The sequence below is a fragment of the Mesorhizobium sp. M0587 genome (genome assembly GCF_040320945.1).
GTDB lineage: Bacteria > Pseudomonadota > Alphaproteobacteria > Rhizobiales > Rhizobiaceae > Mesorhizobium.
Window position 1 is genome coordinate 19,410 of the sequence record NZ_JAMYQP010000019.1, and the last position, 26,976, is coordinate 46,385.

The following is a 26,976-nucleotide window of genomic DNA, read 5'->3' on the forward strand; positions in this document are numbered from 1 at the left end:
ACGCTGCGCGATGGAACGTAACACACTACCGACTATGAGTTGTCGGTATCCCGGCCGTCTGGCTCTTTAGCCACGCCCTTGAATGGACCTTCAGACGACTTGCGTTCCATGAATTGGCCGGTTCGTTCGTCGCGCTTCTGCCAGTCGCCGTTCTCATGCTGGAATTGAGTGCGGCCCGTCACTGCACCCCGGCGATAGTCGTCACCTGTGTTCTTAGCCATGTCGGCCTCCTTTGAACAGATGGTGAACGTATCACCATTCGCGGCGCAAATCCTATACTCTGTGGTCGGGTGGAGGACGCGGTGACGAATCATGACTGTGCTGATATAATTTGCGCATGGGCGATCCGATTCAATTTCTCAAAGATAACTGGGCCGTTGTGACGCAAGCGCCTTGGGTGTTCGTCACTTTGGTCATCATCGTCGGCGGCGGCGGCGTAGCTATCGGGCGGACATGGCTCAATAGGACAATCTCAAATCTGCAAAGTGATATTGCCACATTGGAAAGTCGGCACATTGCAAAAGACGAAAAAATAGCCGACTACCAATCCAAACTGAATGGCGCAACGCCTGACGAAGCTAGGAATTTGATTTCTGCGCTAGAGAGGCGGCTTGCCGCGCTGGAGCCAAGAAATCTTGATCCAGAGCAATCGAGGCTCCTTTCAACCCACCTTAGCAACAAGCCGGGCTCTATCCAGTTGATCAAGGACGTGGGTAGCCCCGAAAGCGGTAAAATCTACGCCCAGTTTGGTGTTTTGCTTAGAAGGTTGGGGTGGGAGTTGATGGAGGGCAGCGTTATGGGCCTGGGCAATCCACCGCCCACTGGAATAGCAGTCCAATCGCATGCTGGAGATACACTGACTGAGGACGCAAAGGCCCTTATCGCAGCTCTGCAGGCCGCTGGCATTGAATACGATGTTCAGAAAACGGCAGCGATCAATATGCCCGGTAAACCATTGACAACTCTCCTGTTTACTACAAGAGCAAATTAATCGCCCGTCGATATCCGGGACAAGGAGACGAGCGTTAGCGCCGCCCCTCATCTGGCTGCCGCCATCTTCTCCCCGTGAAACGGGGAGAAGGACGCTGTTTTCGCCGCTTTCGCCAATCACCAACGTTGCAGAAGAGGTGCCGGCGTTGCGGCCAGCTGCTTTCTCCCCGTCACTATACGGGGAGAAATGCCCGGCAGGGCAATGAGGGGCAGCGCCGACGTGTGATAGGCACGCGCTAGCCGGAGCCTCAATCTTGCCCCGGCCTTGGCTTCGTGAACGGCGTCCCCCACTCCGTCGCTGCTTCGCAGCGCTGTCCAGCCGATAGATGGGTAACAGAATGGACCGGATCCAATAGGTAACACTTCTCCCCTCTATTCGTCTGCCTCAGCGCCAAGCGGTTTGGTCGCCACCGCGCTGCTGACGATGAAGTACCAGCGGCTGGGCAATGACTGCGTTGCGGCCGGCTTCCTGACCTTCCTCGCCGGCGAAACCTTGCTGATGGCCGGCAATGCGGCGGGGCTGGCGGCCAGCGTGCCTTCCTATGTCGGCGGCATCTCGCTTTGGGCGGCAGCACTTGTCATGGTCAGCGCGCCGAAGACTTTTGCCCTGTGGATGCGGGTCACCGCGCTCGTTGCCGCCGTGCTGTTTGTCATCTCGGCTTGCATGATCATGTGGGGCGCGCCCTTGCTGCCGACCTCGGCGCCGCTGCCGGCCGCCGGCTATCCGTTCCTGGTGCTGACTTTTGTTGGGTGGATCTGGACGCTGGTGAGAACCGAGCGGTAGCTGGTACGTTTAGAGTCGCCCCGTCGATATCCGCAACAGGACGATGAGCGTTAGCGCCGCCCCTCATCTGGCTGCCGCCATCTTCTCCCCGTGAAACGGGGAGAAGGACGCTGCCTTCACCGCTTTCGCCAATCACCAACGTTGCAGAAGAGGTGCCGGCGTTGCGGCCAGCTGCTTTCTCCCCGTCACTATACGGGGAGAAATGCCCGGCAGGGCAATGAGGGGCAGCGCCGACGTGTGATAGGCACGCGCTAGCCGGAGCCTCAATCTTGCCCCGGCCTTGGCTTCGTGAACGGCGTCCCCCACTCCGTCGCTGCTTCGCAGCGCTGTCCAGCCGATAGATAGGTAACAGAATGGACCGGATACATAGTGTAACACTTCTCCCCTCTATTCGTCTGCCGCAGCGCCAAGCGGTTTGGTCGCCACGGCACTTCTGACCATGAAATACCAGCGGCTGGGCAATGATTGCGTCGCTGCCGGTTCCTGACCCTTCCTCGCCGGCGAAAGCCTGCTGTTGGCCGGCAATGCGGCCGGCTTGCAGGCCAGCGTGCCCTCCTATGTCGGCGGCATCTCGCTTTGGGCGGCAGCACTTGTCATGGTCAGCGCGCCGAAGACTTTTGCCCTGTGGATGCGGCTCACCGCGCTCGTTGCCGCCGCGCTGTTTGTGGTGTCCGCGGGCATGATCCTGTGGGGTGCGCCCTTGCTGCCGACCTCGGCGCCGCTGCCCGCCGCCGGCTATCCGTTCCTGGTGCTTACCTTCATCGGCTGGATCTGGACGCTGGTGAGAACCGAGCGGTAGCTGGTATGTTTGGAGTCGCCCCGTCGATATCCGCAACAGGAAGATAAGCGTTGGCGCTGCCCCTCATCTGGCTGCCGCCATCTTCTCCCCGTGAAACGGGGAGAAGGACGCTGCCTTCACCGCTTTCGCCAATCGCAAACGTTGCAGGAAGGGCGCCGGCGTTGCGGCCATCTTCTCTCGCCCCGTTTACGGGGAGAGATGTCCGGTCCACCTCCGCAGCTGCAGCGCAGCTGCTGCGGAGGACGGGCAGGACAGTGAGGGGCGGTGCCGACGTGTGATAGGCACGCGCTAGCCGGAGCCTTTATCCTGACCGGGTTTTGGCTTCGTGAATGGCTTCCCCCACTCCGTCGTCGCTTCGCAGCGCCACCTCTCCCCCCTCCGGAGGGAGAGGAACTGAGAAGGCTCACCCCTCGATCCACACCTTCTCGAAATGCTGCTCCAGCGCCTGGTGCTGTTCGCAGCCTTCGACGCCCTTGCGGTAGGTGCGGTAGACCGAGCGCCAGTAGGGTTGGATGATGATGCCTGAGTCGCGCAGGTTCTGCTCGATCTTGGCCATGATCTCCTTACGTGCCTTGGCGTCCGGCATTGCCAGCGCCTTGTCGAGCAGCTCGTCGAACTCCTTGTTGGCGTAGGCGCTTTCGTTCCAGGCGGCGCCCGATTTGTAGGCGAGCGCCAGCACCTGGACGCCGAGCGGGCGGCCGAGCCATTCGGTGCAGGAGAAGGGGTATTTGCTCCAGTCGTTCCAGAAGGTGGCGGCCGGCAGAACGGTGCGCTTGACCTTCAAGCCCGCGTCGCGCATCAGCGCCGCCATCGCGTCGCCCGTGTTCTTTTGCCATTCGACATCGACGGAGATGAGGTCGTATTCATGGTCCGCCTTGCCGGACTCCGCCAGCAGCTTCCTGGCTTCCGCCACATCGCGCTTGGCGAGGCCGATATCGGCGTATTCGGGGTGCATGGGGCCGACATGGTGATTGTCGGCGGGCTTGCCGCGGAGGCCGCCGAGGCCGAGCGTCAGCACGGCGTAATTGTCGACGGCGAGCTGGGCGGCACGACGCACCCTGACGTCGTCATAGGGCGGGTTGCCGACATTGAAGCGGGCAACGATGGTGGAGCCGGTGGCGATCTCGGAATTTTTCAAGCCCATCTGCTCGGTCTGCGAGACGGCATCGGAAGCGGTCTCGTGGTCGGTGTCGATCTCGCCGGATTCGAACGCCGACAGCATGGCGTTGGGGTCGGAGCCGTAGTCGATCCATTGGATGCCATCCAGGTAGAATTCGCCCTTCCACCACGGCTTATCCCGGCGCTTCACCTCGGCGCCCGTTTCGGCATGCCACTTTACCAGCTCGCAGGGGCCGGTGGTGATCGCCAGCGCCTTCAGGGGATCGCCGTCGCCGTCATAGGAGCGGTGCATGATCAGCGCGGGATAATCGGCCATGCCGGCGATCAGCGAAATATCGGGCTTTGGCAGGTTGAGCTTGATGGTGAAATCGTCGACCTTCTCGATGCCGCCATCGACCACTTTCTTGGTGCCGGCGTCGACCAGCGCGCCCATGCGCGCGGCGACCGAATTGCCGGCCACACCGGCCTCGCACCAGCGGGTGAGGTTGTGGACGACATCGTCCGCGTTGAAGGCGTCGCCGTTCGACCAGGAGATGCCCTTGCGCACATGCAGCGTCAGGGTCTTGGCGTCGTCGCTCATCTCCCAGCTTTCCAGCAGCCAGGGCTCGAAGGAGAAGTCGGTGTTCCAGCGCACCAGATATTCGTTGCAGTGGCGGGCGACATTCGACATTTCGACGCCGTCGAAGGTGCGCGGGTCCTTGAAGCCCTTGACGTTCATGGCGACGCGCAGCACGCCGCCGCGCTTGGGTTCGGCGGCGCGGGCAGGAGTGGGGGCGAGGCCGCCCAGCGCCAGCGCGCCGGCGGCGCTGACGCCGAGGCCGGCCATGAGGGCCAGATATTCGCGGCGGCTGATGCCGCCTTTCCTGAAATCGGCGGCGACGGGCTCGGCCCGGGGGTGCAATTTGCGGTCGGTCAGCATGAATTTCATCGTCGTTCCCTTGTCGTTGGGCGCTCCGACGATCCGCCAATACGAGAGCGGACGCGACCGCCGGGGTACCAATGTTCGAGCGGGAATGATAAAGCGGCGTGACGCCAGGGAATGTTCTGGAATCCGCAGGGCTTGTGCGGCGCTCCGCAGGGATGGAGCACTCCCTACCTCGTCATCCACGGGCGGAGCAGCCGCGTAGCGGCGTCGCCGAGACCCGACTTCAAAGTGCCGCCGCGATGCAGAATCTCCGCTCCGCAGCACGGCACGGCTAAGTCACGGCCCACCCATCGCTTCGCCCCAGGATGACCAAGTCGGGACGTCAAATTCCCATGCGCGCCGGTGGCTATGCGCCGCCACATTGGCGTATCGTCTTTCCCAGCGCGACAGCAGGAGCCCGAACCATGAGCACCCTTCCCAAGGCACCTGAGCAGAAGCCGGCGGACAATGACGGCGGCGGCGAATATTTCGAGGCGCCGACGGCAGGCGGGCTCGAAGCCGACCAGGGTTTGGACGAGCACCTCGAAGCACCCGACGTGCCGGACTCCGAGCCGGCCGGCCCCGGCGCGTCACGCGGCAAGCCGAAGAAAAAGCCGTCGGCGATATCGGGCCGGAAGTTCCGCAAGCGCGACCTGGTGCGCATCGACAATCTGCGCCCGAGCCTCGCCGACCGTATCCGCTCCGATCATCCGGACCTGCCGACCGGCGCCCGCATCAGCCGCGCCGAACTCGGCCGCTACCGCATGCGCTACATGGAAGAACTGCTCCAGCAGGAGCACGGCGAATTCTCCGAGCTCGACCGCCAGGTGGTGGAATCGATCGCCAGGCAGGACACGATTTCCGAAAACAGCGAGGAGGAGTTCGAGGAGCACCGCTCCTTCGCCGACCGCGTCTCCGACACCATGGCGGCCTTCGGCGGCAGCTGGTGGTTCCTGATCTCCTTCGCCAGCGTGCTTCTGGTGTGGATCGGCATCAACCTGATCGCGGGAATGGGTCGCGCCTTCGATCCCTATCCGTTCATCCTGCTCAACCTGTTGCTCTCCTGCATTGCCGCCATCCAGGCGCCGATCATCATGATGAGCCAGAAGCGTCAGGAGACCAAGGACCGCCTGCGCTCCTTCAACGACTACCGCGTCAACCTCAAGGCCGAGCTCGAAGTGCGCCATCTGCACGAAAAGCTCGACTACCTCATCTCGCGCCAGTGGACCCGCCTGGCCGAAATGCAGCAGATGCAGCTCGACGCCATGCATGAGCTGACGGGCGCGAAGAAGCCGAAGCGGGCGGCAAGAGGAGTGAGGAGGCGGGCGGTGAAGAGCGAGGCGACGGGGTGACGGAATGCACAGCGGGCATGATCGGAAGAAGCGCGGCCGCTATTGCAGACACACACAAAGCTCGCCTCTGGCAAGCTTGGGTTCCTCGCCCTCACCAAGTGGGGGAGGTGGCTTGGCGAAGCCGAGACGGAGAAGGGGAGCGCCATGCACGACAAGCCCGCACTTGTGAGAGGGCCACCTGCACCATGGGACGCAGCGCCAATCCCCAATTGCCCGTTGAAGCCCGCGCCCGCTTCCGCTAAGAAGCCGTGACTTGCCGGTTCACCGGCTGGTTCGTTTTCCGGCCCGCCGGGAAGCACCCGTAGCTCAGCTGGATAGAGCGCTGCCCTCCGAAGGCAGAGGTCACAGGTTCGAATCCTGTCGGGTGCGCCAATTTCAATACATATTACAAATGGTTAGATTGGCGGACCCCGGCTGATTGGGCGCATGTGCCATGCGCACAGCGCCTTGCCGATGCATGAGCATTTCCGAAACCTGACGACGGTTTCCTTTTACCCGACGGACCCGGATCGGGACTGAGGTTCCGCAACGTCGACCACTCCAGCTTGACAGGGCAGGCCCATCGCCTTAAGTTCGCGTTAGTGGCCACTAACGCGAACTACTGGACTGCGCTCGGAGACTCGACGAGGCGCACGATCTTCGAACTGTTGGTCGAACAGCCTTGTTCGGTCAGCGGACTTGCTCGTGTGCTGCCTGTAACCAGACCGGCGGTCTCCCAGCACTTGAAGGTACTCAAGGATGCCGGGCTTGTGGCCGACACGCGCTCGGGCAAGGAACGCATATATCGTATCGATCCCGGCGGCCTGGCAAGTCTGCGCGCGGAAGTCGATCAGTTCTGGAGCAAGACCCTAGCGGGCTACAAATTGGCCGTCGAGCTTCCGAAGAAGGAATCAGGCATGAGCAAGCATCCTACACCCGCGCCTGTAAGACACTCCGTCGTTGTCGAGGCGCCTGTCGCGCGAGCCTTCAAGGTCTTCACCGAGGATTTCGGCAGGTTCAAACCTCGCGAGCACAATCTTCTCGCAATGCCCATTGCTGAGACGATCTTTGAACCCCGGGTCGGGGGTCACGTTTACGATCGCGGCGTGGACGGCAGCGAATGCCGCTGGGCTCGTGTGTTGGCTTACGATCCGCCCAGCCGACTGGTTCTGAGTTGGGATATCAGCCCGCGGTGGCAGATTGAGACCGACCTGAACAAGACCAGCGAATGGGAAGTCCGGTTCACGGCGGAGACGGAGAACCGAACCAGGGTTGAGATCGAGCACCGGAATCTCGAACGCCATGGCGAAGGCTGGGAGAGCGTGCGCGGTGGGGTTGATAGCGATCAGGGCTGGCCGCTGTATCTGCAGCGGTTCCACGATCTTTTCACCGGTCAGGCGGCCTGACACCGATCTGCGATTGAGGACGCGCCGAAGTGATGGTGGATGTTGGCTCGTGTCGTGCCGATCGCCGTCGCTATATCGCCGAAGCTGAAACGGTCGTGGCCGCGCAGGACATGGAACTCGGCCGCGATCTCTTTGATCTTGCTGCGGGTAGAATGCGCCTCGTCACCGGGAGTCGGTTCTCATATCCCTTAAACGGGCCCGCAGCTGGGCACGAAACGCGACCTGCGCCCCACTATCTATCACAATGTCGCGTCCAACGCTGGTCGCTCTTGACTCGCCCAATCCTCCGTCTAGGCTGTGGTCAATAGGTCAGACCAATATGCCAGTCGGCATAACGATATCTGAAGAGAGGATTGGGCTGATATGCCGATCCAGGCGGTTGAACCGCGTCGGCTCTATCGACAGGTCGCCGATCAGCTCAGGCAGCTGATCGACTCCGGCGAGTTTGCCGTCGGCGACCGTCTGCCGACCGAGCGGGATTTGGCCGACCAATTGGCAATTTCTCGTCCGACAGTGCGCGAAGCGCTGATCGCGCTGGAAGTCGAAGGTCGCATCCGCATCCGCGTCGGCTCCGGCATCTACGTCACGGATCCGCCGAACGCCGCCGCATCCGAAGCGTCAACGGACGAAGGTCCGTTCGAGCTGTTGCGCGCGCGCGAATTCATCGAAGGCGCGATCGCCGCCGAAGCCGCTCTCCATATCCGGCCGGCCGATCTCAAGCTGCTGGATGATGTGCTGCGCCGGATGGAGGCCATGCGCCACCCGAACAAAATGACCATCGCGCTTGACCGGGAATTCCATACGGCCGTGGCGGGCATTCTCGAAAACGCCGTGCTGGTGCGCTTCATCGGCGAGCTGTTCGACCAGCGCATGAACCCTTACTTCGAACGCCTCTCCACCTATTTCGAGAACAAGGAGTCCTGGCAAATCGCCGCCGGGGAGCATCGTGCCGTGCGCGACGCGATTGCGGCGCGCGATCCCGAGCGTGCCAAGGCTGCCATGCAACATCATCTGCGTCAGTCGCAGATCAGGTTCTCACGCAATTTCGATGAAAGAGCCGTAGCCAAGGAGGTTACGCAATAGAGCGTTGGATTAGCAGTCGGGCGGGGGAGCCAGATAGCCAACACGACCACAGGGAGGAATTAGGATGCTGAGAAAATACGCAGTTCTGCTGGGTGTGATCGCCGCGAGCGTCATGCCGATGGCTTCGGCCTCGGCTCAGACGGTGCTGAAATGGGCCCATGTCTACGAGACGTCGGAGCCTTTCCATACCGAGTCCGTCTGGGCAGCCGACGAGATCAAGAAGCGCACCCAAGGCCGCTACGCCATCGATGTCTATCCGGCCTCGCAGCTCGGCAAGGAAGCAGACATCAACCAGGGCCTGATGCTCGGCACTGTCGATATCATCATTTCCGGATCGAGCTTCGCGGCGCGCGAATATCCGCCGATCGGCGTCACCTATTTCCCATATACTTTCCGTGATGCCGACCATCTGCTGAAATACACCAAGAGCGACATCTACAAGACTCTGACCAAGGGCTACGAGGATAAGACCGGCAATCATATCGCTGCCACCACCTATTATGGCACGCGGCAGACCACCTCGAACCGGCCAATCGCCAAATGCTCCGACATGCAAGGCCTGAAAATGCGCGTTCCCGACGTGCCGGCCTATCTCGCCATGCCGCGTGCCTGCGGTGCCAATACCGCACCGATTGCCTTCGCCGAGGTCTACCTGGCCCTGCAGAACGGCACGGTCGAGGCCCAGGAGAACCCGCTGACCACTATCGAGGCGAAGAAGTTCTATGAGGTGCAGAAGAACATCGTGCTCACCGGCCATATCGTCGATCATCTCAACACCATCGTATCGGCGTCGCGCTGGGCCTCGCTTTCCGACGAGGACAAGAAGATCTTCACCGAGGTGATGCAGGAGGCCGCCGCCCGCGCCACGGCAAAGATCGTCGCCCGAGAAAAGGAACTGGTGCAGGTATTCAAGGACCGCGGCATCAGCGTGACGGATGTCGACCGTGCCGATTTCGAGAAGAATGTGCTGGAGAAGGTCTCCTTCGAGGAGTTCGGCTACAACAAGGCTGATTGGGAAGCGATCCGCGCCATCAAGTAGGGCATCGGGAAATCGGATGCTCATCACGAGGATAGAGCGGCAATCGGATTCGCCGCTTTACCTGCCCATCCGTCCGGCTTCACGTTGCGCCGGACGGCCTTCCAATCCTTGACGATCCACCACCTTCGGGAGCCCGCGCCGATGACCGAGGAACACCACACCGAGATCACCGTCGAAGAGATCGCCCATGCCTTTGAGGAGGTCCCGGTAGACGTCGACCTGTCGGACCACGGCGTCGAGGACTGGATCACGCTAGCCGTGTTCTGGGGCATGGTCGGCTGTGTCTTCCTGCAGTTCTTCACCCGTTATGCGCTCAACAACAGTCTTGCCTGGACCGAGGAGATCGCCATCAACGCGCTCGTCGTCGTCGTCTTTCTCGGCGCCGCGATGTGCGTGCGCCTTTCGCGCCATATCCATGTCGACGTGCTCTACCACTATCTGCCGGAGCGCGTCGGCCGCTGGCTAGCGCTCGCCGTCGATATTATCCGCATCGCATTCTTCGCCTACGGATCCTGGCTTATGTGGCGCTACGTCACGATGGTGGCGCATGAGCGCATGGTCACCGTCAACCTGCCGCGGCGCTGGTTCTTCTACGCCGTCCTGGCCGGCTTCGTACTGATGCTTCTGCGCTCGATCCAGGTCTTTATCGGCAATTACAGGCGCGGCTACTCAGTGCTCGAGCGTCCTGGTGCGTTCGAGACGGCAGGGGTCTGAGCGATGCTGCTTCTGGTCGGAGGTTTCATTGTCCTGATGCTCATTGGCGTGCCGGTCGCCGTTTCGATGGCGGCCGCCTCGATCCTTTACCTCGTCATCTACGGCGTCGCGCCCGATATCATCGCAGCCCAGCGCATGATTGCCGGGGTGGAGAGCTTTCCGCTGCTTGCCGTGCCGTTCTTCATCCTTGCCGGCAACCTCATGAACATCGCCGGCGTGACGGGGCGCATCTATTCCTTCGCCCTTGCCCTGGTCGGCTGGATGAAGGGCGGCCTGGCGCAGGTCAACATCATCGGATCGGTGATCTTTTCCGGCATGTCGGGCACCGCGCTCGCCGACGCCGCCGGCATCGGCACCATCGAGATCAAGGCGATGAAGGATCACGGCTACCCGATCGACGCCGCGGTCGGGGTAACCGCCGCTTCCGCCACGCTCGGACCGATCTTTCCACCCTCACTGCCCTTCGTCATCTACGGCATGATGGCCAATGTCTCGATTGGCGCGCTGTTCATGGCCGGCATCCTGCCGGGCGTGGTCATGACCGTGCTGATGATGATCACGGTCGCCATCTCCGCCTACAGGCGCGGCTGGGGCTCCGACACGCCCTTCGAGTTTCGGCGGCTGGCCGAAGCGGCGGGCGAGGTGCTGGTGGTGGCGGCCTTTCCGGTTGCCTGCTATGTGCTCGTGCAGCTTGGCCTGTCGATCAACATCGCGGTCGGTATCGCGCTGCTGGTGCTGATCGTGGCGGACTGGTATTTTGACTTCTCCGCGGTCATGGCGCTGATGACACCGGTCATCCTGATCGGCGGCATGACGATGGGCTGGTTCACGCCGACCGAAGCGGCGATGGCGGCCGTGATCTGGTCGCTTTTTCTCGGGCTGGTACGCTACCGCACGATGACGCTGCGCTTGCTCGCCAAGGCCAGCTTCGACACGATCGAGACGACGGCTTCGGTGCTCTTCATCGTTACCGCCGCGTCGATCTTCGCCTGGCTGCTCACCGTCAGCCAGGCGGCACAGCTGTTTTCGAACTTCATCTTCGCGCTCACCGAAAACAAGTGGGTCTTCCTGATCCTGGTCAACATCCTCATGCTGGTGGTCGGCTGCTTTCTCGATACGATCGCCGCGATCACCATTCTGGTGCCGATCCTGCTGCCAGTCGCCGCCGTCTACGGTATCAACCCGGTGCATTTCGGGTTGATCATGACGCTTAACCTGATGATCGGGCTTTTGCACCCGCCGCTCGGCATGGTGCTGTTCGTGTTGTCGCGCGTCGCCAAGCTCTCGGTCGAACGCACCACCATGGCGATCCTGCCCTGGTTGGTGCCGCTTATCGTGGCGCTGCTTCTGATCACCTTCATACCGGCCATCACGCTCTGGCTGCCGACTGAGATGGGACTGATCCGGTGAGCGGCCAGGCGATCGCGGCGACATTGTTCGGCCCGCAAGACCTGCGTGTCGTAGAACATCCGCTCGGCCCGCTGGCGCCAGGGATGGTGCGCGTACGCTTTGGCGCGGGCGGAATTTGCGGCTCCGACCTGCATTATTTCCGCCACGCCCGCACCGGCGATTTCGTCGTTACTTCGCCGCTGATCCTAGGTCACGAAGTCGCTGGCGAGATCGTCGAGACTCACGGTGCGGCACCTGGCCTCAGCGTCGGCGACCACGTCGCGGTCAATCCGTCGCGCTGGTGCGGGCATTGCGCGCGATGTCTCGAAGGCCGCGCCAATCTCTGCGAAAACATCTATTTCATGGGTTCGGCATCGAAGACGCCGCATATGCAGGGCGGGTTCGCCAGTCTGTTCGACGCCACGCCCGCGCAATGTTTCAAGGTTCCACTTGATATGGCCTACCAGGCGGCCGCACTTGCCGAGCCACTGGCGGTCAGTCTGCATGCCGTCGCGCGGGCCGGCGACATCAAGGGCCGCAACGTCATCCTGTTCGGTGCCGGCCCCATCGGTCTCTTGACCATGCTCGCGGCCAGGCTTGGCGGCTGCGGCGAACTCACCGTTGCCGACATATCAGCCGCCCCGCTCGCCTTCGCCCGCCGGTTTGGCGCGGACCGGACGATCGACCTTTCCCGCGGCGACGCCGAGCTCCAGGCGCTTGCCGCCGACAAGCCGCTCGACGTGGCGTTCGAGGTTTCAGGCACCGCGGCGGGCCTTGCCGCTGCGATCGCCAGCGTTCGGCGCGGCGGCACGGTGGTCCAGGTTGGAAATCTTCCCGGCGGCCACATTCCGATGCCGGCCAACGCGGTGATGGCCAAGGAGATCGATCTCAAAGGCACCTTCCGCTTCGGCGTCGAGTTCGGCCGGGCTGTCGATCTCATCGTGCGGGGCGACGTGGACGTCCTCAAGCTCGTGACCGCCGAGCACGCCCTGTCCTCCGCCCCCGATGCTTTCCGTCTCGCCGCCGACCGCTCACAGAGCGTCAAGGTCATGCTGATCGCGGAGTGATGTGCGACCTACGGACTGCCTCGTCGAACATTGTTGGCTTCCATTCTGCTGAAATCGGATTCCAACAGTTGCCCTGCGCCAAACTTGGCACTCACTCACCTATGCAAAGGAACTTTCCATGCGCTGGAAGAGTTCCAAGCCTATCCAGGTGCGAACATGAGGAAGACTTCGCTTCACCTCCTAAAGGGGGCCGGCTACCTGATTTCGACGATCAGCGTGGCTCTCCTGACGATTGTGAGCTGGCAGAATGCATCGAAAGACCTCATGCTGACGGTTTGTCTCCTCGCAGGAGCCGCGACATCGGTGATTGGTATGTTCTGTCGTTGGCTCAGTTACGAGATCGAAAAGCGCCAAGCAGACAGCTTCAGAATAAACAACGACTGATGCCCTCGCTTGGAAAGTTGACGAGATTTTGCATGTGCGCGACTGAAAAAACGCGCGACCCTCGCATTATGTTGGCATTATAGCTCGGGCCGGAGTGACGCTAGCAAAAGCAGCACAATTCCAACGAATGCGACATTCCAGACGAGCGAGCGAACCAGGGGAATCCCCGCGGCGTAGAGCGGAAGATATGCCAGCCTGGCTGAAAAATAGAGACCAGATCCCCATTCGCTCAGGCCGCTCTCACGACCGAGCGCATGCACAAGGAAGACTCCAGCCACGAACACCGGGAATGTCTCCAAAAAGTTGCGAAGTGACCGTTCGAGGCGTCCTGCGACCCCCGTGAGCGGAGGGACTTCCGCATCGCGAGCACTGGCCGTCCAATGATAGCCTCGCTGTAGGCTAGCCGCATGAGAGGCGAGAATAATTTGGACAAAACAGAGCACGCAACTCGCTACAAGCATCGCCAGTTCGAAGCTCATTCAACCCCACACCTCGCTGTTACCCGCACGAATTTGTCAAAGCGCACCGATTAAAGCGTCGCCCCGGCTCTTCAGTGCCTTGGATGCTGACAACGCCGAGTCTATAACGCGGCAGTGCCTTCACGCTGCTTGACGGCGAATTCCTCCTCCGGCGAATAGACCAGCGTTCTGCGGCCATAGGCGCCGAAATAGACGATCGCCAGTGCATACCAGACTGCTACTCCGATGATGCCCTGGCGGTATAACGGGTCGGTAAGCTGGAAGCCGATGGTAATCAAGGCGATGATCACGGTCAGCCACGCGCCCAGCACTCCAAAGGGACTCCTGTAGGGCCGTTCAATGTTCGGGAAACGACGGCGCAGTTGCAGGAAGGTCAGCCCCTGCAGAAGATACGAGAACATAGCGCCAAAAACAGCCATGTTCAGGAGCGTGCCGCCGATGTAAGTGCCGGCGGCCCCGCCGCCTTGGGTAAACCAGATCACCACCATCACGACGAAGCCCACGAGCGATCCTGCGGCAAGCGCCACGTTGGGCGTCTTGTGCTCGCCATGGGTTACCGACAGGAAATGCGGAAAGTAGCCCGCGCGGCTCAGCGAATATATTTGCCGTCCGTAGGCGAAGATGATTGCGTGGAAGCTGGCGACCAGCCCTGCAACTGCGAACAGCGCGAGGACCTTCGCCCAGCCTGCTCCGTAGATGACCCTGAAGCCGTCAAGGATAGGCTCACCCGACGTTCCGTAGGCAAAGGATCCGTCGGGCAGGGCCGGGTTGATGATCAGGATCAGGAACCCTGTGACCAGGAGTGTAAACATGCCGAGCATGATGCCTTTGGGCATATCACGCTTGGGATCCACCGATTCCTCGGAGGCAAGTGGCAATTGCTCAATGGCGAGGAATAGCCACACCGCAAACGGCATCGCCGCGAAAATACCTCGCAGCCCGAACGGCAGGAAAGGCCCGTTCCCCTCCGGCAGCGCGACTGCAGCCCCGTCGGGTCCCACTCCGATATTCATCGCGTTCTTGGCGAAGTCGAATTGTCCCGACGCAAGCGCGCTGACGAAAAAGAACGCCAGGATCGCCAAGGCAATGAGCGTTACAATGACGGTGACCCCGAATGAAAGCGCCACGCCACGCACGTTTAACCCGACGAAGACCAAGTAGCCGGCAAACCACCAGATCGGCTGCCAAGCATCAGGCGTGCCGGTGATGGCCGTCATGTAGGTGCCGATGAAATATACCACGACTGCCGGGGTGAGCACGTATTCGATGTTCTCGGCAATGCCGGTAATGAAGCCGCCCCACGGTCCGAACGCGGTGCGCGCGAACGAATAGGCGCCGCCGGTATGCGGCAGCGCAGGGCTCATCTCCGCAATCGAATAGGTCAGGCCGAGATACATGATGGCGATCAGCACCGTTCCGACGAACATGCCGCCCCAGCCGCCGACGGCAAAGCCGAGGTTCCAACCCGAAAAGTCGCCCGAGATAACGGCACCGACGCCCAATGCCCAAAGCGAGAAGACGCCGGCGTGCCGCCTCAGCCCGCGTCTTTCAAAATATTCAGAGCCGGGAGTGTGATAGAAGACACCCCCTTCGTGTTTTTTGGATTCCCCAGCCATCGTCCTGTCCTCTCTGTTGAATGACAGTTGTTCCAAAATGCAAGGCGATCTGCTAAACAGTCTCGTCACTACCCCTTTCCATTTCCGGCATGGGTAGTTTCATTGGTTAGACCACCAGCCGTGAAGAGTTGACGCTAACGTTGCGGATTTGCTGCCGCTTCCCTCGGTTTCGAGCAACGCCGCTTCTGATCTATAGATCAATCCTGGATCGACGATCCATTCACCAGGGGAGAGCGATTCGATATCGTAACGTCCGTCAGGAAGACGTGCTGCAAGCCCAACATAACGATAGTGAGTGCCGGAGGAATCTGTAACTGAGCCAAAGATTGGTCGGTCTGCGAGGTAGCCGATGATCGCGCTTTCAGCACCTGATTGCGAAACCGCGGGGCCAGCAATCCTGAGTGTGTAGTACTCGATCGGAACGCTTCTCGTGCCAAGGCGCATCAGCTTATTCCTCGTTAAAGGAACGCATTGCGCAGTATGCTCGCACGGGCTCGATAAATCCATCCACATGATGGTTCGCGCAGGTAGCACACCTGTTTCAACTCACCCTTGGTGTTAAGGCAGGTCTCCGCCGATCAGAGCAGCTGCGTTAGCCTCGGTTCGGCAGACAGCTCTGCCAGTGGAGCCGAACGCCAGATGATCCGGACTGGCCGTATCGAAAATCCACGGCTAATTGGCCACATATACCATTTTGGGCAACCACAGCGTGATTGCGGGAAATACAATGCACAGGGCGACGCCGATGGCTTGCAGGAACAGAAAGGGCACGGCGGACCGGAAGATCGTGGCCATGGTGATCTGCGGCGGGGCGACGCTCTTCAGGTAGAACAGCGAATAGCCGAAAGGCGGACTGAGGAAGGCCATCTGCATGTTGACCATGAAGATGACGCCGTACCAGAGCGGCACGTCGCTGGAGGCCACACCCGGAAGGCCGAATAGTCCGTCGAACTGGAGGCCCTTCAGTATCGGCAGGAAGATTGGCACAGTGAGAAGCAGGATGCCGACCCAGTCAAGAAACATGCCGAGCACGAACAGGATCACCATCATCAGGATTAGCACGCCATAGGCCGCAAGACCGGTGCCGAGGATCGAATCGGAGACGAATGTCTGGCCGCCCTTGAGGATGAAGAAGCCAACGAACATGGTGGCGCCGAAAAAGATCCACATCACCATGGCGGTCGCCTTCAAAGTGGCAATCCCAGCATCGCGAATGGTGTCCCAGGTGAGCTGGCGGTGTGCCGCACAGACAATGAAGGCCCCGAAGGTGCCGATACCCGCCGCTTCAACGGGCGTCGCAATGCCGAGGAAGATGACGCCGAGAACGAGAATGATGAGCAGGATGGGCAAGATGGTGCGGCGCAACAGCCTGAGTTTTTCGACGAAGCTTACGCGCTCGTCGACCGGCAGTGCTGGTCCCAGGGCGGGATTGATGTAGCAGCGGAGGGTCACATACCCGACATACATGCCCGACAACAAAAGCCCCGGGAAAACCGAGCCGACCAGCAGTTCGCCGAGCGATTGTTGAGCCACAACCGCGTAGACGATCGCCATGACCGAGGGCGGGATGAGAATCCCCAGCGTGCCGCCGGCAAGCAGAGAGCCGCAGGCAAGCTTAGCGTCGTAATTGCGTTTGAGCATTGCAGGTAGCGCGATCATGCCCATGGTCACTTCGGTCGCGCCGACGACGCCGACCATTGCGGCAAGCAACGTGCAGGAGATGACGGTCGCCGAAGCGAGGCCGCCTTTCAGTCCGCCGAGCCATTTGTAAACGACATCGAACAGTTCCTCGATGATGCCCGCCTTCTCCAGGATCGCCGCCATAAAGATGAACAGCGGCACGGCAGAGAGCTGGTAGTCCGTCATGAAGGGGAAGATCCTCGACGGCAGCATGTTCAGCACCGCTGAATTGCCGAACAGAAAGAGGAAGAGCACGGCGAGGCTGCCAGTGCAGAAAGCCATCGGCAGGCCGAGCAGCAAAAGCACGCCGAGTCCACCGAACATGAGCACGCTCAGCCACAGGATCGGAAGCTCAAGCCCCATCGCTATTCAACCTTTCCCGCCACGATGGCGATATCGCGCACCAGGCGGGACAGGCCTTGTAGAATGAGGAGCGCCGCGCCGATCGGCATGGTGAGTTTCACCGGCCAATATTGGATTCCCCACTCGGTGAAGGATCGCTCGCCAATGGAGATCGCATCGCTGGCGAAACGCCAGCCAGTGACAAGCAGCGCGCCGGCAAAGAGGAAAAAGAAGAAGGACGTGATGATGTCGCAAACCGCGCGGCCACGCACCGAGAGGTGGCTGTAGACGATATCGACCCTGACATGCGTCTCGTCGCGATAGGCGTAGGCGCCGGCAAGCATGTACTGCATGCCGAACATGAGGAACATGCTCTCATGCACCCAGTTGGTCGGCGAATTGAAGATATAGCGGGCCACCACCTCGTAATAGTAGGCGAAGACCGCGAGCACGGCCCAATAGGCGACGAGTTCGCCCGTCACCCGCACCAGCCAGTCGACCGGCCGAAAGAACGGCAGTGGAGGCTTGACCGCGCTGGCGGGCACGCCCGTATCCAGAGGATGCACCAATGGCGGCGTCGGCGTGGTCTCGCGCTGCCGCCGGCGCCGCACAAGGCGCGGCAGAAGGAAGGCATCGCCGAGAAGAAGAAGCCCGAGCAGGATGCCTGCGACGCGTGCATAGCCGTTGGCACGACGAAGACCGTCAGTCGAGGCGGCGAAATGATCACGCGCCGGCGCGGCATCGGCTTCAGCCTTGGCAAGACGCTGTGCCGCGCCGGTCTTGCCGGCAGCAAGGTCGGATTGGGCGCGGGTGAGCAGCCGTTCGGCATGCTCGGCCTCGGAGCGGGAGAGCGACAGGTTTTCGCGGGCAATACGTATGTCGGCGCTGGTCCACAGGACCGCAAGGAAGAACGGAATGAAGATCATGCCCCAGGCGCTCTTGAGATAAAAACGGTGCATACCGAGAAACCCGGCGGTCAGCAGGAAAAGATAGGCCAGGAACAGGTTCGGTCGGCCAAAGTCGCGTCGCTCCTGCTCGCGATACACCAACCAGGTGGCGACCAGCGGGAACAGGCCAAGCGTCGACCAGTAGAGCCAGTGCGGCATGACGAAGGTCAGTGATGGCATGGGGATCAGCTGCCGGTGAGTGAAAAGACCGAGCGAAAGAAGGCGCCCGCCCCGCCCTCAGGGCAGGCGCGATGCCGACTACAGATTGATCGACAAACCCTGATACATGTCGGGCGTGACGTAGCCTACGGTCGGATTTTCCATGACTTCCAGCTGCAGCTTGAAAATACGCGCTGCATCCTTGTCCTTGTTGGCCCATTCGAACCAGATAGGCACGGCAATTTCCTGGAATTGCTGCAAATCGTCCGCGCTGAGGCGATTGATCTCGGTGCCGGCATCGATGAACTTCTGCCACGCTTCCATATCGGCCTTCTGAATGGCCCCGAAATGGATGTTGGAATAGACCTGCACCTCGCCCTCGACGAACTGCTTGAGATTGTCGGGGAGCTTGTTCCAGACGTCCATGTTGACGGCGAAGTCCATCAGGTCGACCGGCTGGTACATCGACATCAGGCCTGGAGGTCCCATGGATATGTACTTGGTCACCTGTTGGAAGCCGAGCGCCCAGTTGACCGCTGGGCCGGTATAATCGGCTGCGTCGATGGTGCCCTTTTCCAATGCCGAGAAAACCTCGCCGCCTGGCAGCAGCGTCGTCTTGGCGCCGGCCTTGGCGAAGGTCTCGGCGATCATGCCGCCGGGCACGCGCAGTTTCAGCCCCTTGAAGTCGTCAAAGGAGCGGATCGGCGTTTTCGAGTGGATGATGTTGGGCCCGTGGTGGATGCGGTTGACGTAATACAGCCCCTGCGCGGCGTATATGTCGCGACAGACCTGCAATCCGCCCTTGGCATAGAAGAAAATGTCCCATTCGTGCGGATACCGAAGCCCCATCGTATAGGAGCTCATGAAAGCGGTTGCCGGGAGTTTTCCTGCCCAGTACAGCGAAAACGAGTTCATCGCTTCCAGCACGCCGTTTTTGACGCCGTCGAAAAGCTCAAAGTCGCCGACGATGTCCTTGGCCTTGAACGGCTGGAACTCAAGCTGCCCGCCCGTCTTGTCCTTGATCGTCGCGCACCATTTCTGGAATGTTTCCAGACCAACGCCGGCCGGCCATGACGTCTGCACTTTCCACGTGATGGTGTCGGCCGCCTCGGCTTTGCGCACCCAGGGCGCCGTAACAGCGGTCGTAACCGCGCCGGCAAGCAGGCTACTGGTCTTAATGAAATTCCGTCGCGATACGGGTTGCTCGTCCTTTTTCATTTTCTCCTCCCTAGTTCGCTGGACTCCCACAACAGAACGCAATCATGTGCGACATTAAGGCACATGTAGGCTTCCAAGCCAATGTCGAAGAAAGCACTGACGCAGCCGCTGGGGAACATCCGGACCCTGATTCGAGATGAACGCGCGCTCACATCCGAGCCGAAAATGCCGGAATTTGTGCCCGGTCAGAATATTTCGATGCAAGTTCGAGGATTTCTGATCTCGCGCTTCATATGGTCGACTTGCCGCCGACAGTCACCGCTCAACAGTATACGCCGAACAGCTTAAGCCAGATTCAGCGTGACCATGGCGCGTCATCGTCGGCGTATTGGTCGCGATGAAAGCAGCTCCGCGATCATGCCCATCCATGCCGATCGAAAACCCGCAAGCGTTAGGGCGACAGCCGACCCTCATCGTCGATAAGGGTCAGGCGAGAGGGCGGGCCATCTCCCCACGTCCAGAGCACGAGATTGACATCGTCCGCGGTCACGCCCAGCGCAAAGCTCCTGACGAGCAATCCGTGATAGCCAAGACCGATCAGTCTTCGGGCAAATCCCTGCGTCACTGCCTCACCGGTCGCCTTCATCTGGTCGCGCCAGGAGCTATCAGCAAGCGCGCCGGCATCGACACTCTCGGCCAGAAGCGCCTGTTCGTCCCGGCTGTCGAAGACCTGCCCGATCTCAGCATCATAGGAAACCAGTGTGGTCGGCTGCAAATTCCCGACCTGGTTGGCTTCCCGCAGCGCAGTGGTCACGGAGAGGGATGTATAGAGTGCGGGAGTGCCCTTCGGATTGAACCGACCGCCGTAAAGCTCAGCACCGCGACCCGAAAGCGGCGCGCGCGCGTAAATGGGGTTTAGCGCCCGATAGAGCTTGCCTCGATACTGCATCCACCGGGTCAGGCGTGGATGCCGGCATCGACGGCGTCGATATAGTCGAGCACCTCGTCAGCCCGACCGCTACGGACCAATTGCATGGCTGTCTGCCCGGAGAAGCCGGGCAGCGGCTCGGACCGATACCATGCATAGGCCATGAGCGCCGAGCCGAGGCGCGGCTCGACCTTATTGACGATCTCCACCATTTCGCGCAGCCGGCGCTGGGTTTTGTCCGACCGAACGCGGTCCTTGCGCTGGACGGCGTCCTTGCCGAGGCCGGCAGTCTTCGCAACTTCCTCGCTGGTCGTTCGGAGAGCCTCCGCGATCTTGCGCGGCGCGAAAAACCCATTGTCTGAATATTGAATTAGGCCCATCGGCTGCTTCCTGTGATCGACGCATCTTATGACGCAAAATAGCGTCAAATCTGGCGGCATTCAATGGGTCGCACTCTCGCCACGGCCTTTGAGCTTCCGCTCCTGCCTCTGGGGACGAAACCGTATCACCCCTGCGGATGGTCCCTCGCCACGCATCAGCGTACAGCCGCCATGATTGGTACCAGTTCCGCAATCACGCTATTTCGGTCCGAAGTCCGCGCCATTTTGGCCACTGACAACACTTTGACAGCCGGCTGTTCCGATCAGTAACGTTCGTAGGTCACGCGCCAGCCTTCGGCCGGATTGTCCGGCGTGAGGACCAATTTGTTGTCCGTGACTTCGAATTTGCGTTTCATGCTCTTCCCGACAAGGTTGCGGACCAGGGAGGACTCGATCGTGATGACGAAGGTCTTGTCCTGGTCGTTGATGGCGACCGGCCCGTAATAGGCTTCGTAGCCATTCGCCGTGTAAGGCGTGTCCGGCGCCTTGGCGTCGGGGTTCTGGGCCTGCACCGAGAGGGTGCCGGCCTCGGTGAAGATGACCTGGCCGGAATATGGCACGGGCTTGAGGTTTCCCTCGGCGCCGGCCTCGAGCGACCTCATGCGCCATGCGCCGATAATCGGGGACTCTTGGGAGAAAGCCGGCGTGGCGACCGAAAGTGCAAGCGCCAGGGCGGCTATCTTCAATCTCATCGTCATATGCGTTGTTCCTTTTTTGACTGTTGTGGGTGCGGACAGGCCGTCCGCCCAATCTTCGCTCAAACCGAAAGCATGACCTTGATGGCGCGCCGCTCGTCCATGGCGCGGTAGCCTTCAGCGACCTCGGCCAATGGCAGCTTGAGGTCGAAGACCTTGCCGGGCTTGATCCTGCCCTTGAGCACACGGTCCATGAGGTCGGGCAGGAAGCGGCGCACCGGCGCGGGGCCGCCCAGCATGCGCTTCTGGCCGAAGAATAGTTTTTGGCCGTCGAAGCTCACGCCATGCGGCACGCCGACATAGCCGATGGTGCCGCCGGGGCGAGAGCAGGCCAGCGCCTGGTCGAAGGATTCCGCCGTGCCGACGCATTCCAGCACCGAGTCCGCGCCGACGTCCTTGGTGAGTTCCTTGATGCGGGCCACGCCTTCCTCGCCGCGCTCGGCGACGATGTCGGTGGCGCCGAACTCGCGGGCGAGTTTTTGGCGGCTGGGGTGCCGGCTCATGGCGATGATGCGCTCGGCGCCCATCTCCTTGGCCGCGAGCACGCCCATCAGGCCGACCGCACCGTCGCCGACCACCACCACCGTCGATCCTTCTCGGACCTCGGCTGCGTCGGCCGCATACCAGCCGGTGCCGAGCACATCGGACACGGCCAGCAGGTCAGGGATGAGTTCGGCCGGCGGCACCTCGGCGGTGGCTACCAGTGTGCCATCCGCCAACGGCACGCGGGCGTAAGGCGCCTGCGCGCCCGACATGAACTCGCGCTGCACACAGGACGACTGGAAGCCGAAGCGGCAATGCGGGCAGGTATTGTCGGAGAGGCAGAACGAGCCGACGACGAACTGGCCGGGACGGACCGTGCGCACCTCTGCGCCGACTTCGACGACGATGCCACAATATTCGTGGCCCATATGCATCGGGCCGTCGACCGGCTGCAGCCCGCGATAGGGCCACAGGTCCGAGCCGCAGATGCAGCTTGCCGAGAGCTTGATGATGGCGTCTGTTGGCCGCATGATTTTCGGATCGGCGATTTCCTCGCAGCGGATGTCGCCCGGTTTGTAAAGAACGGTTGCAAGCATTTTGGTTCCTTTCGAGTGGAGAAGATCAGGCTGCGTAGTCGGCGTCGCTGACATGTTCCAGCCAGTCCACGACCTTGCCGTCCTTGACCTCCTGGACGGCAATGTGGGTCATGGCGGTCTGAGGCGACGCGCCGTGCCAGTGCTTTTCGCCGGGCGCGAACCAGACGACGTCGCCGGCACGGATTTCCTCGACCGGGCCACCCTCGCGCTGCACGCGGCCAAGGCCCGAGACGACGATTAGCGTCTGGCCGAGCGGATGCGTGTGCCAGGCGGTGCGGGCGCCGGGTTCGAAGGTCACCTGTGCGCCTTGGACCCGCCCGGCATCGAAGGGATTGAAGAGCGGATCGATCCGCACCGTGCCGGTGAACCAGTCGGGTGGCCCCTTGCCGGAAGGCCTGGTGCCAGCGCGAAGAATGTCCATGGTTGTCTCCCGTTGGGTTCTCAAATGCGTTCGATGCGAAGCGGGAACTCGCCGCGAACGTGCAGGGCCTGCTCGCCCTCGTCAAAGCGGCCGAGCCTGATCAGCCCGGGATGGCGATAGTCGGCGTAGAACATGGCCAGGTTGCCCCAGGGCATGAAATAGCAGAGGTCGTATGGCTGCTCGTTGGCGAACGGACCGCTTCCCTCCTCAGTCAGCTTGCGCGGCAGATAGGCGATCTTCTCGTTATGTGCGTAGTCATCGATCTTGAGGTCGAGCGGCAGCATGGAGAAGAAATCGCGCGCCGACGGATTGTCGTAGAGCGTGGCGGTCATGGTGCGGCCGTTGAAAATCATCCTGATCTTCATGTCGGTTGGCTCCTGGCTGACTGGGGCTTCGCCTTCTTGGCTGGCGGCTCCGCGAGGCAGGGCCGCCACCGCGAGCGCGGCGCCGAGCAATGTCCGGCGGCTGAGCGGCGCACGCTCGATGGTCATGGCAAAGACCTCCGGGCCATATGCGATGCGGCAAGGGCGGCGAGCGCCGACCCGCAGAGCAGCACCGCGCCTAGAGTGAATGCTCCCCACCAGCCGACCGTATCGAAGAGCGTGCCGCCGATCGCGGCGCCGCCTGTGATGGCGAGCTGGATGACTGCCACCTGCAGCCTGCAGCCCGCCGCCGGCCTCCGCGTCGTTCGGCAACGTCCGGCTGAGCCACGTGCCCCAGCCAACGGGCGCCGCCGTGCCGAAGAAGCCCCAGGCAACGAGCAGCAGTGTTGTGGGACCCGGGAGTGCACCGAGGGCGATGAGCGCAGTAGCCAACGCAGCCATGACCAGCGGGATGACGATGAGGATGCTGAACAGGCGCGTGCGCAAAAGCCGGCCGACACACCATGTGCCGAGCACCCCCGCCAGCCCCATCGCCAGCAGGATCGCCGAGAGAGCAGCGACGTCGAGCCGGGTGACGCTCTCGAGGAAGGGCCGCAGATAGGTGAAGAGCGCGAACTGGCCCATGAACAGCATCATGATCGACGCCATGCCGGCGGCGACAGGAAGACGGCCGAGAAGCGCCAGCGGATTGCCTTGACGCTTCCTACGGCGCGGGGGCAGGGCCGGCAGGCTTGTCCACTGCCAAGCCAGCGCCAGGAGCCCAAACGGCACGACGAGGAAGAAAGCGCCGCGCCACCCGACATAGGCGCCAAGAAAACTGCCCAGCGGCGCGGCGATGGTGGCCGCAATGGCATTGCCGGCGTTTAGCATGGCGAGACCCTTCGGAACCATGTCTTGCGGCACGAGGCGCATGACGATCGCGGTCGACATCGACCAGAACCCACCGATCGCGATGCCGAGCAGCGCCGGCCGACCATGAGAAACGCGTAGTTCGGCGCGAAGGTGACAGCCAGCCCGGACACGATGAGGAGAAGGGTGAAGCCGGTCACGACCAATCGGCGGTCTATCCGGCGCGTGAGGCCGGCGACCAGCAGGCTGGTCACGACGGCGAAAGCGCCCGAGATCGAGATCGCCTGTCCCGTGCGGCCCTCGGTGATATCCATATCGGCCGCAATCGGCGACAGCAGGCTGACCGGCATGAATTCCGACGCGATGAGCACGAAAACACACAGCGCCATCGACAGCACCGCGCCCCGTGCGGCGCGGTCTTCGACAAGCCTTGTGTCGTAGGTCGTTTCCACAATTGGCATCCTTGCAAGGCGACTGGGGCGGATCAGCCGCCATCCCCGTCGCCATGCCGGAAGATATTGCAGAGGAACCCATTCTATTAGACTGAGTAATTCGCATGGACTTATCTGCTTATGATATAAATATCAGACGGGAGGTGCCCTATGCAGCGCGATGGGATGAAGGATCTGCTCTGGTTCGTGGCGGTCGCCCGGGAGCGCAGCTTCACCAAGGCGGCGGCCAAGCTCGGAACCTCGCAGTCGACCCTAAGCTCGACAATCAAGGAGCTTGAAGCTCGTCTTGGCGTCCGCTTGCTGACGCGTACGACGCGGAGCGTCGCTCCGACCGAGGCCGGCGACCGACTTTTCCAATCTCTTGCTCCCCGCTTCGAGGAAATCGAAGCCGACCTTGCAAGCCTGGTGGCCTTTCGCGACAAGCCCTCCGGAACCGTCCGTATCACGCTGTCCGACCACGCGCTCCAGACCACCGTCTGGCCGAAGCTGCAGCCCTTGCTCAGCGACTATCCTGACGTGCGCGTCGAGCTCTACAGCGACAACGGCATGAAGAACATTGTGGAGGAGCGCTTCGACGCAGGCGTGCGGCTTGGTGAGAGCATCGACAGGGATATGATCGCAGTGCGCATCGGGCCGGATTGGAGGCTCGTGGCCGTGGCTTCGCCGGAGTACTTTTCCCGCCATCCGGTTCCGACCGCACCCCAGGATCTGGTCGATCATGACTGCATCAATATGCGGCAGGCGACGTTCGGCGGATTATATGCCTGGGAATTCGCCAGGGATGGCCGCGACCTTCGCGTGCGGGTGGAAGGCCAACTGACCTTCAATTCGTCCATTCCCATGATCGAGGCTGCGATAAGCGGTTTCGGGATCGCCTATGTCCCGGAAAACCTCGTTAGCCACCATATCGCCAAGGGATGCCTTAGGCTCGTGCTTGACGACTGGAGTCCGCCATTTGCGGGCTATCACCTCTATTACCCGAGCAGGCGACAGCTCTCCCCTGCGATGGCGGTGATCGTTGAGGCGCTCCGCCATCGCATCTGAATCCCCAAGACAGACCTATGCAGTTCCGCGATGGGTAGTCATGGCGCTCCTCCTGACACGATGTTGCATGTTCAGACGACCAGGACAGGAGCAAACCCGCCGCCGGGTGTGCGGAAATTGGTGGTCTGGCCTTGATAGAGGCGCGCGGCGGCGAGCAGCATCTGGCCGTCATAAGTGTAAAGCCGCACGTCCATCTTGCGCGATGCGGGCGCGCCATCGATCTCGACCATGCGCTGCCCCGGCGCGGCAAATGCCTGGGCCACATAGCCACCACGGGCGATCTCGGCCCACACCCCTTTCGTTACCTTGTCGCCTCGATAGACCGCTTTGCTGCCATGACCGGAGAGCGGCTTGAAGAACATGTCCTTGCGTGATTGCCACATGGCATCCGAATTGCCGGGCGTGACCAGCGCAGTCTGCGGGATACCAGCGAGCCGCGAACGCATCTCCGGAGAAAGGCCGAACGCTTCCAGCGCCTTTGGATCGGACAGCAATGTCAGATTGCGCTTGCTCGCATAGAGCGCATGGTTGTGCGGATTGGGCGTGACCACCACGGCGCCGCCCTGGTAAGCCACTCTGAGCGTGGCATGTTCCGGGCGATCGAGTGTGAAATCGACCAGGCGATTGTAGACGAGGTCAATCTCCTGTCCGCCAAGCCGAAGCCTGCCGCCATCATATGTCAGCTCGTTCGCGTCGCCGATCATCGCGTCGATGCCGTGCTTCAGCAATAGCTGCCGGGCTAGCACGAATTCAGGATAGAGGTACTGCTCCGTAGGCTGGTCATCGACGATGGCAATCGTTCGCGGCGAGCCGGCTCCGCGCTGGCGGCGCCATTCGCTCTCGAACATCGCAATGACACTGGTTTCGAATTGACCGTCCCTGGCTCCGATCAACGCACGATCGACTTCGGAGCAGCAGGCCTTCTGTGCTCTGGCCAGCAAGGCGTTGAGGAAAGCGCCGCCGGCGTTGGTGTTGACCTCAATCAGCTTGGGACCCGCATCGTCGAGGTGGAAGTCGTAGCCCATCAGAGCGCCGACGGGTCCAAGATCCCTTTGCGCTATTTCGGGAGCCCAGGAGAGAACCGTTTCGCGGTAAGCTGGCAACTTTGCTGTTGCCTCGATGGCGACGACGATTGCCTGCATCTCATCGAGCGCGGATGCGGCGAGGAAGACCGGAACGTTGGAAAACAGATGCGGCCGCGACGCCATCAAGGCTTCGCAGAAGCCGGGATCGCCGGCCTCATGGTTTAGCGCTGGCCAAAGCGCTGTTCGGTCGAGCGAGATGCAGAAGCAGTTGCGATTGCGTCGCGCCGACAGGGACGTGGTGGCTTCCGCCACGCCGGAGGCTGTCAGCAT

At 61.5% G+C, this 26,976-nt stretch carries 27 protein-coding genes, 1 tRNA gene and 2 pseudogenes; 13 read left to right on the top strand and 17 right to left on the bottom strand.

Annotated features, from left to right (window positions below):
* Positions 1–32: 32 nt before the first annotated feature.
* Positions 33–221, bottom strand: coding sequence for a hypothetical protein (locus tag NKI49_RS18210; RefSeq protein ID WP_352603691.1), 189 nt, complete (start codon positions 219–221; stop codon positions 33–35).
* Between the two features lie 116 nt (positions 222–337).
* On the opposite strand from NKI49_RS18210, the gene NKI49_RS18215 reads away from it, so the two are divergent.
* The 3 genes from NKI49_RS18215 to NKI49_RS18225 all read left to right on the top strand — a co-directional run bounded on the left by NKI49_RS18215 (position 338) and on the right by NKI49_RS18225 (position 2,573).
* Positions 338–991, top strand: a complete 654-nt coding sequence (locus tag NKI49_RS18215) for a hypothetical protein (protein ID WP_352603693.1) — start codon at positions 338–340, stop codon at positions 989–991.
* A gap of 399 nt (positions 992–1,390) precedes the next feature.
* Positions 1,391–1,774 (top strand): hypothetical protein, encoded by a 384-nt coding sequence (locus NKI49_RS18220; RefSeq protein ID WP_352603695.1) that lies wholly within the window; start codon positions 1,391–1,393, stop codon positions 1,772–1,774.
* Between the two features lie 514 nt (positions 1,775–2,288).
* Positions 2,289–2,573 carry a hypothetical protein gene (locus NKI49_RS18225; protein WP_352603697.1) on the top strand — a complete coding sequence of 95 codons (285 nt, stop codon included), beginning with the start codon at positions 2,289–2,291 and terminating at the stop codon, positions 2,571–2,573.
* Positions 2,574–2,976: 403 nt separating this feature from the next.
* Here the strand turns inward: NKI49_RS18225 and NKI49_RS18230 are convergent, their stop codons facing one another.
* Entirely contained in the window at positions 2,977–4,620 is a 1,644-nt protein-coding gene (locus NKI49_RS18230) for an ABC transporter substrate-binding protein (RefSeq protein ID WP_352603699.1), read from the bottom strand.
* Positions 4,621–5,021: 401 nt separating this feature from the next.
* Between NKI49_RS18230 and NKI49_RS18235 the strand changes: the two genes are divergently transcribed.
* From NKI49_RS18235 to NKI49_RS18245, 3 genes and pseudogenes are all read left to right on the top strand, one after another.
* On the top strand, positions 5,022–5,948 hold the full coding sequence (locus NKI49_RS18235; RefSeq protein ID WP_352603701.1) for a DUF1003 domain-containing protein: 927 nt from the start codon (positions 5,022–5,024) through the stop codon (positions 5,946–5,948).
* Between the two features lie 295 nt (positions 5,949–6,243).
* Positions 6,244–6,320: transfer RNA gene (locus NKI49_RS18240), tRNA-Arg, on the top strand.
* 209 nt (positions 6,321–6,529) lie between these two features.
* Positions 6,530–6,823: pseudogene (locus tag NKI49_RS18245) on the top strand (ArsR/SmtB family transcription factor); the annotation flags it as partial.
* Positions 6,824–7,320: 497 nt separating this feature from the next.
* Here the strand turns inward: NKI49_RS18245 and NKI49_RS18255 are convergent.
* Positions 7,321–7,470 carry a TetR family transcriptional regulator gene (locus NKI49_RS18255; protein ID WP_352603852.1) on the bottom strand — a complete coding sequence of 50 codons (150 nt, stop codon included), beginning with the start codon at positions 7,468–7,470 and terminating at the stop codon, positions 7,321–7,323.
* 226 nt (positions 7,471–7,696) lie between these two features.
* Between NKI49_RS18255 and NKI49_RS18260 the strand changes: the two genes are divergently transcribed.
* From NKI49_RS18260 to NKI49_RS18285, 6 genes are all read left to right on the top strand, one after another.
* Entirely contained in the window at positions 7,697–8,416 is a 720-nt protein-coding gene (locus NKI49_RS18260; protein ID WP_352603703.1) for a FadR/GntR family transcriptional regulator, read from the top strand.
* A gap of 112 nt (positions 8,417–8,528) precedes the next feature.
* Positions 8,529–9,455 carry a sialic acid TRAP transporter substrate-binding protein SiaP gene (locus NKI49_RS18265; protein ID WP_352603854.1) on the top strand — a complete coding sequence of 309 codons (927 nt, stop codon included), beginning with the start codon at positions 8,529–8,531 and terminating at the stop codon, positions 9,453–9,455.
* A 141-nt stretch (positions 9,456–9,596) separates the two neighbouring features.
* Positions 9,597–10,169, top strand: coding sequence for a TRAP transporter small permease (locus NKI49_RS18270; protein WP_352603705.1), 573 nt, complete (start codon positions 9,597–9,599; stop codon positions 10,167–10,169).
* Between the two features lie 3 nt (positions 10,170–10,172).
* Positions 10,173–11,579 (top strand): TRAP transporter large permease, encoded by a 1,407-nt coding sequence (locus NKI49_RS18275; RefSeq protein WP_352603707.1) that lies wholly within the window; start codon positions 10,173–10,175, stop codon positions 11,577–11,579.
* Positions 11,576–12,625, top strand: a complete 1,050-nt coding sequence (locus NKI49_RS18280) for an L-idonate 5-dehydrogenase (RefSeq protein ID WP_352603709.1) — start codon at positions 11,576–11,578, stop codon at positions 12,623–12,625. Before NKI49_RS18275 ends, NKI49_RS18280 begins: the two co-directional genes overlap by 4 nt.
* Positions 12,626–12,658: 33 nt before the next feature.
* Entirely contained in the window at positions 12,659–13,009 is a 351-nt protein-coding gene (locus NKI49_RS18285) for a hypothetical protein (protein WP_352603711.1), read from the top strand.
* Between the two features lie 77 nt (positions 13,010–13,086).
* Here NKI49_RS18285 and NKI49_RS18290 read toward each other — a convergent pair whose 3' ends face one another.
* The 13 genes and pseudogenes from NKI49_RS18290 to NKI49_RS18350 form a co-directional block, all read right to left on the bottom strand.
* Positions 13,087–13,488, bottom strand: a complete 402-nt coding sequence (locus NKI49_RS18290) for an MAPEG family protein (protein ID WP_352603713.1) — start codon at positions 13,486–13,488, stop codon at positions 13,087–13,089.
* A gap of 101 nt (positions 13,489–13,589) precedes the next feature.
* Positions 13,590–15,104 (bottom strand): amino acid permease, encoded by a 1,515-nt coding sequence (locus NKI49_RS18295; protein ID WP_352603715.1) that lies wholly within the window; start codon positions 15,102–15,104, stop codon positions 13,590–13,592.
* Between the two features lie 99 nt (positions 15,105–15,203).
* Entirely contained in the window at positions 15,204–15,548 is a 345-nt protein-coding gene (locus NKI49_RS18300) for a hypothetical protein (protein WP_352603717.1), read from the bottom strand.
* A gap of 228 nt (positions 15,549–15,776) precedes the next feature.
* Complete coding sequence (locus NKI49_RS18305) at positions 15,777–17,147, bottom strand: TRAP transporter large permease (protein ID WP_352603719.1); 1,371 nt, start codon at positions 17,145–17,147, stop codon at positions 15,777–15,779.
* Between the two features lie 2 nt (positions 17,148–17,149).
* Positions 17,150–18,253 (bottom strand): TRAP transporter small permease subunit, encoded by a 1,104-nt coding sequence (locus NKI49_RS18310; RefSeq protein WP_352603721.1) that lies wholly within the window; start codon positions 18,251–18,253, stop codon positions 17,150–17,152.
* A gap of 78 nt (positions 18,254–18,331) precedes the next feature.
* Positions 18,332–19,450 (bottom strand): TRAP transporter substrate-binding protein DctP, encoded by a 1,119-nt coding sequence (dctP, locus tag NKI49_RS18315; RefSeq protein WP_352603723.1) that lies wholly within the window; start codon positions 19,448–19,450, stop codon positions 18,332–18,334.
* A 391-nt stretch (positions 19,451–19,841) separates the two neighbouring features.
* Positions 19,842–20,339, bottom strand: a complete 498-nt coding sequence (locus NKI49_RS18320) for an RES family NAD+ phosphorylase (protein ID WP_352603725.1) — start codon at positions 20,337–20,339, stop codon at positions 19,842–19,844.
* Positions 20,340–20,347: 8 nt separating this feature from the next.
* Positions 20,348–20,698, bottom strand: coding sequence for an MbcA/ParS/Xre antitoxin family protein (locus NKI49_RS18325; RefSeq protein ID WP_352527359.1), 351 nt, complete (start codon positions 20,696–20,698; stop codon positions 20,348–20,350).
* Positions 20,699–20,961: 263 nt separating this feature from the next.
* On the bottom strand, positions 20,962–21,396 hold the full coding sequence (locus NKI49_RS18330; RefSeq protein ID WP_352603727.1) for a lipocalin-like domain-containing protein: 435 nt from the start codon (positions 21,394–21,396) through the stop codon (positions 20,962–20,964).
* 59 nt (positions 21,397–21,455) lie between these two features.
* A complete protein-coding gene (locus NKI49_RS18335; RefSeq protein WP_352603729.1) occupies positions 21,456–22,472 on the bottom strand; it encodes a zinc-dependent alcohol dehydrogenase family protein in 1,017 nt (338 codons plus the stop codon).
* A gap of 25 nt (positions 22,473–22,497) precedes the next feature.
* Positions 22,498–22,893 carry a (R)-mandelonitrile lyase gene (locus NKI49_RS18340; RefSeq protein ID WP_352603731.1) on the bottom strand — a complete coding sequence of 132 codons (396 nt, stop codon included), beginning with the start codon at positions 22,891–22,893 and terminating at the stop codon, positions 22,498–22,500.
* A gap of 20 nt (positions 22,894–22,913) precedes the next feature.
* Entirely contained in the window at positions 22,914–23,384 is a 471-nt protein-coding gene (locus NKI49_RS18345) for a cyclophilin-like fold protein (RefSeq protein ID WP_352603733.1), read from the bottom strand.
* Positions 23,381–24,586 (bottom strand): annotated as a pseudogene (locus NKI49_RS18350) (MFS transporter). The gene NKI49_RS18345 and the pseudogene NKI49_RS18350 overlap by 4 nt, the downstream one beginning before the upstream one ends.
* Before the next feature lie 141 nt (positions 24,587–24,727).
* On the opposite strand from NKI49_RS18350, the gene NKI49_RS18355 reads away from it, so the two are divergent.
* Positions 24,728–25,621, top strand: a complete 894-nt coding sequence (locus NKI49_RS18355) for a LysR family transcriptional regulator (protein ID WP_352603735.1) — start codon at positions 24,728–24,730, stop codon at positions 25,619–25,621.
* 71 nt (positions 25,622–25,692) lie between these two features.
* Here NKI49_RS18355 and NKI49_RS18360 read toward each other — a convergent pair whose 3' ends face one another.
* On the bottom strand, positions 25,693–26,976 hold the full coding sequence (locus NKI49_RS18360) for an ATP-grasp domain-containing protein (RefSeq protein ID WP_352603737.1): 1,284 nt from the start codon (positions 26,974–26,976) through the stop codon (positions 25,693–25,695).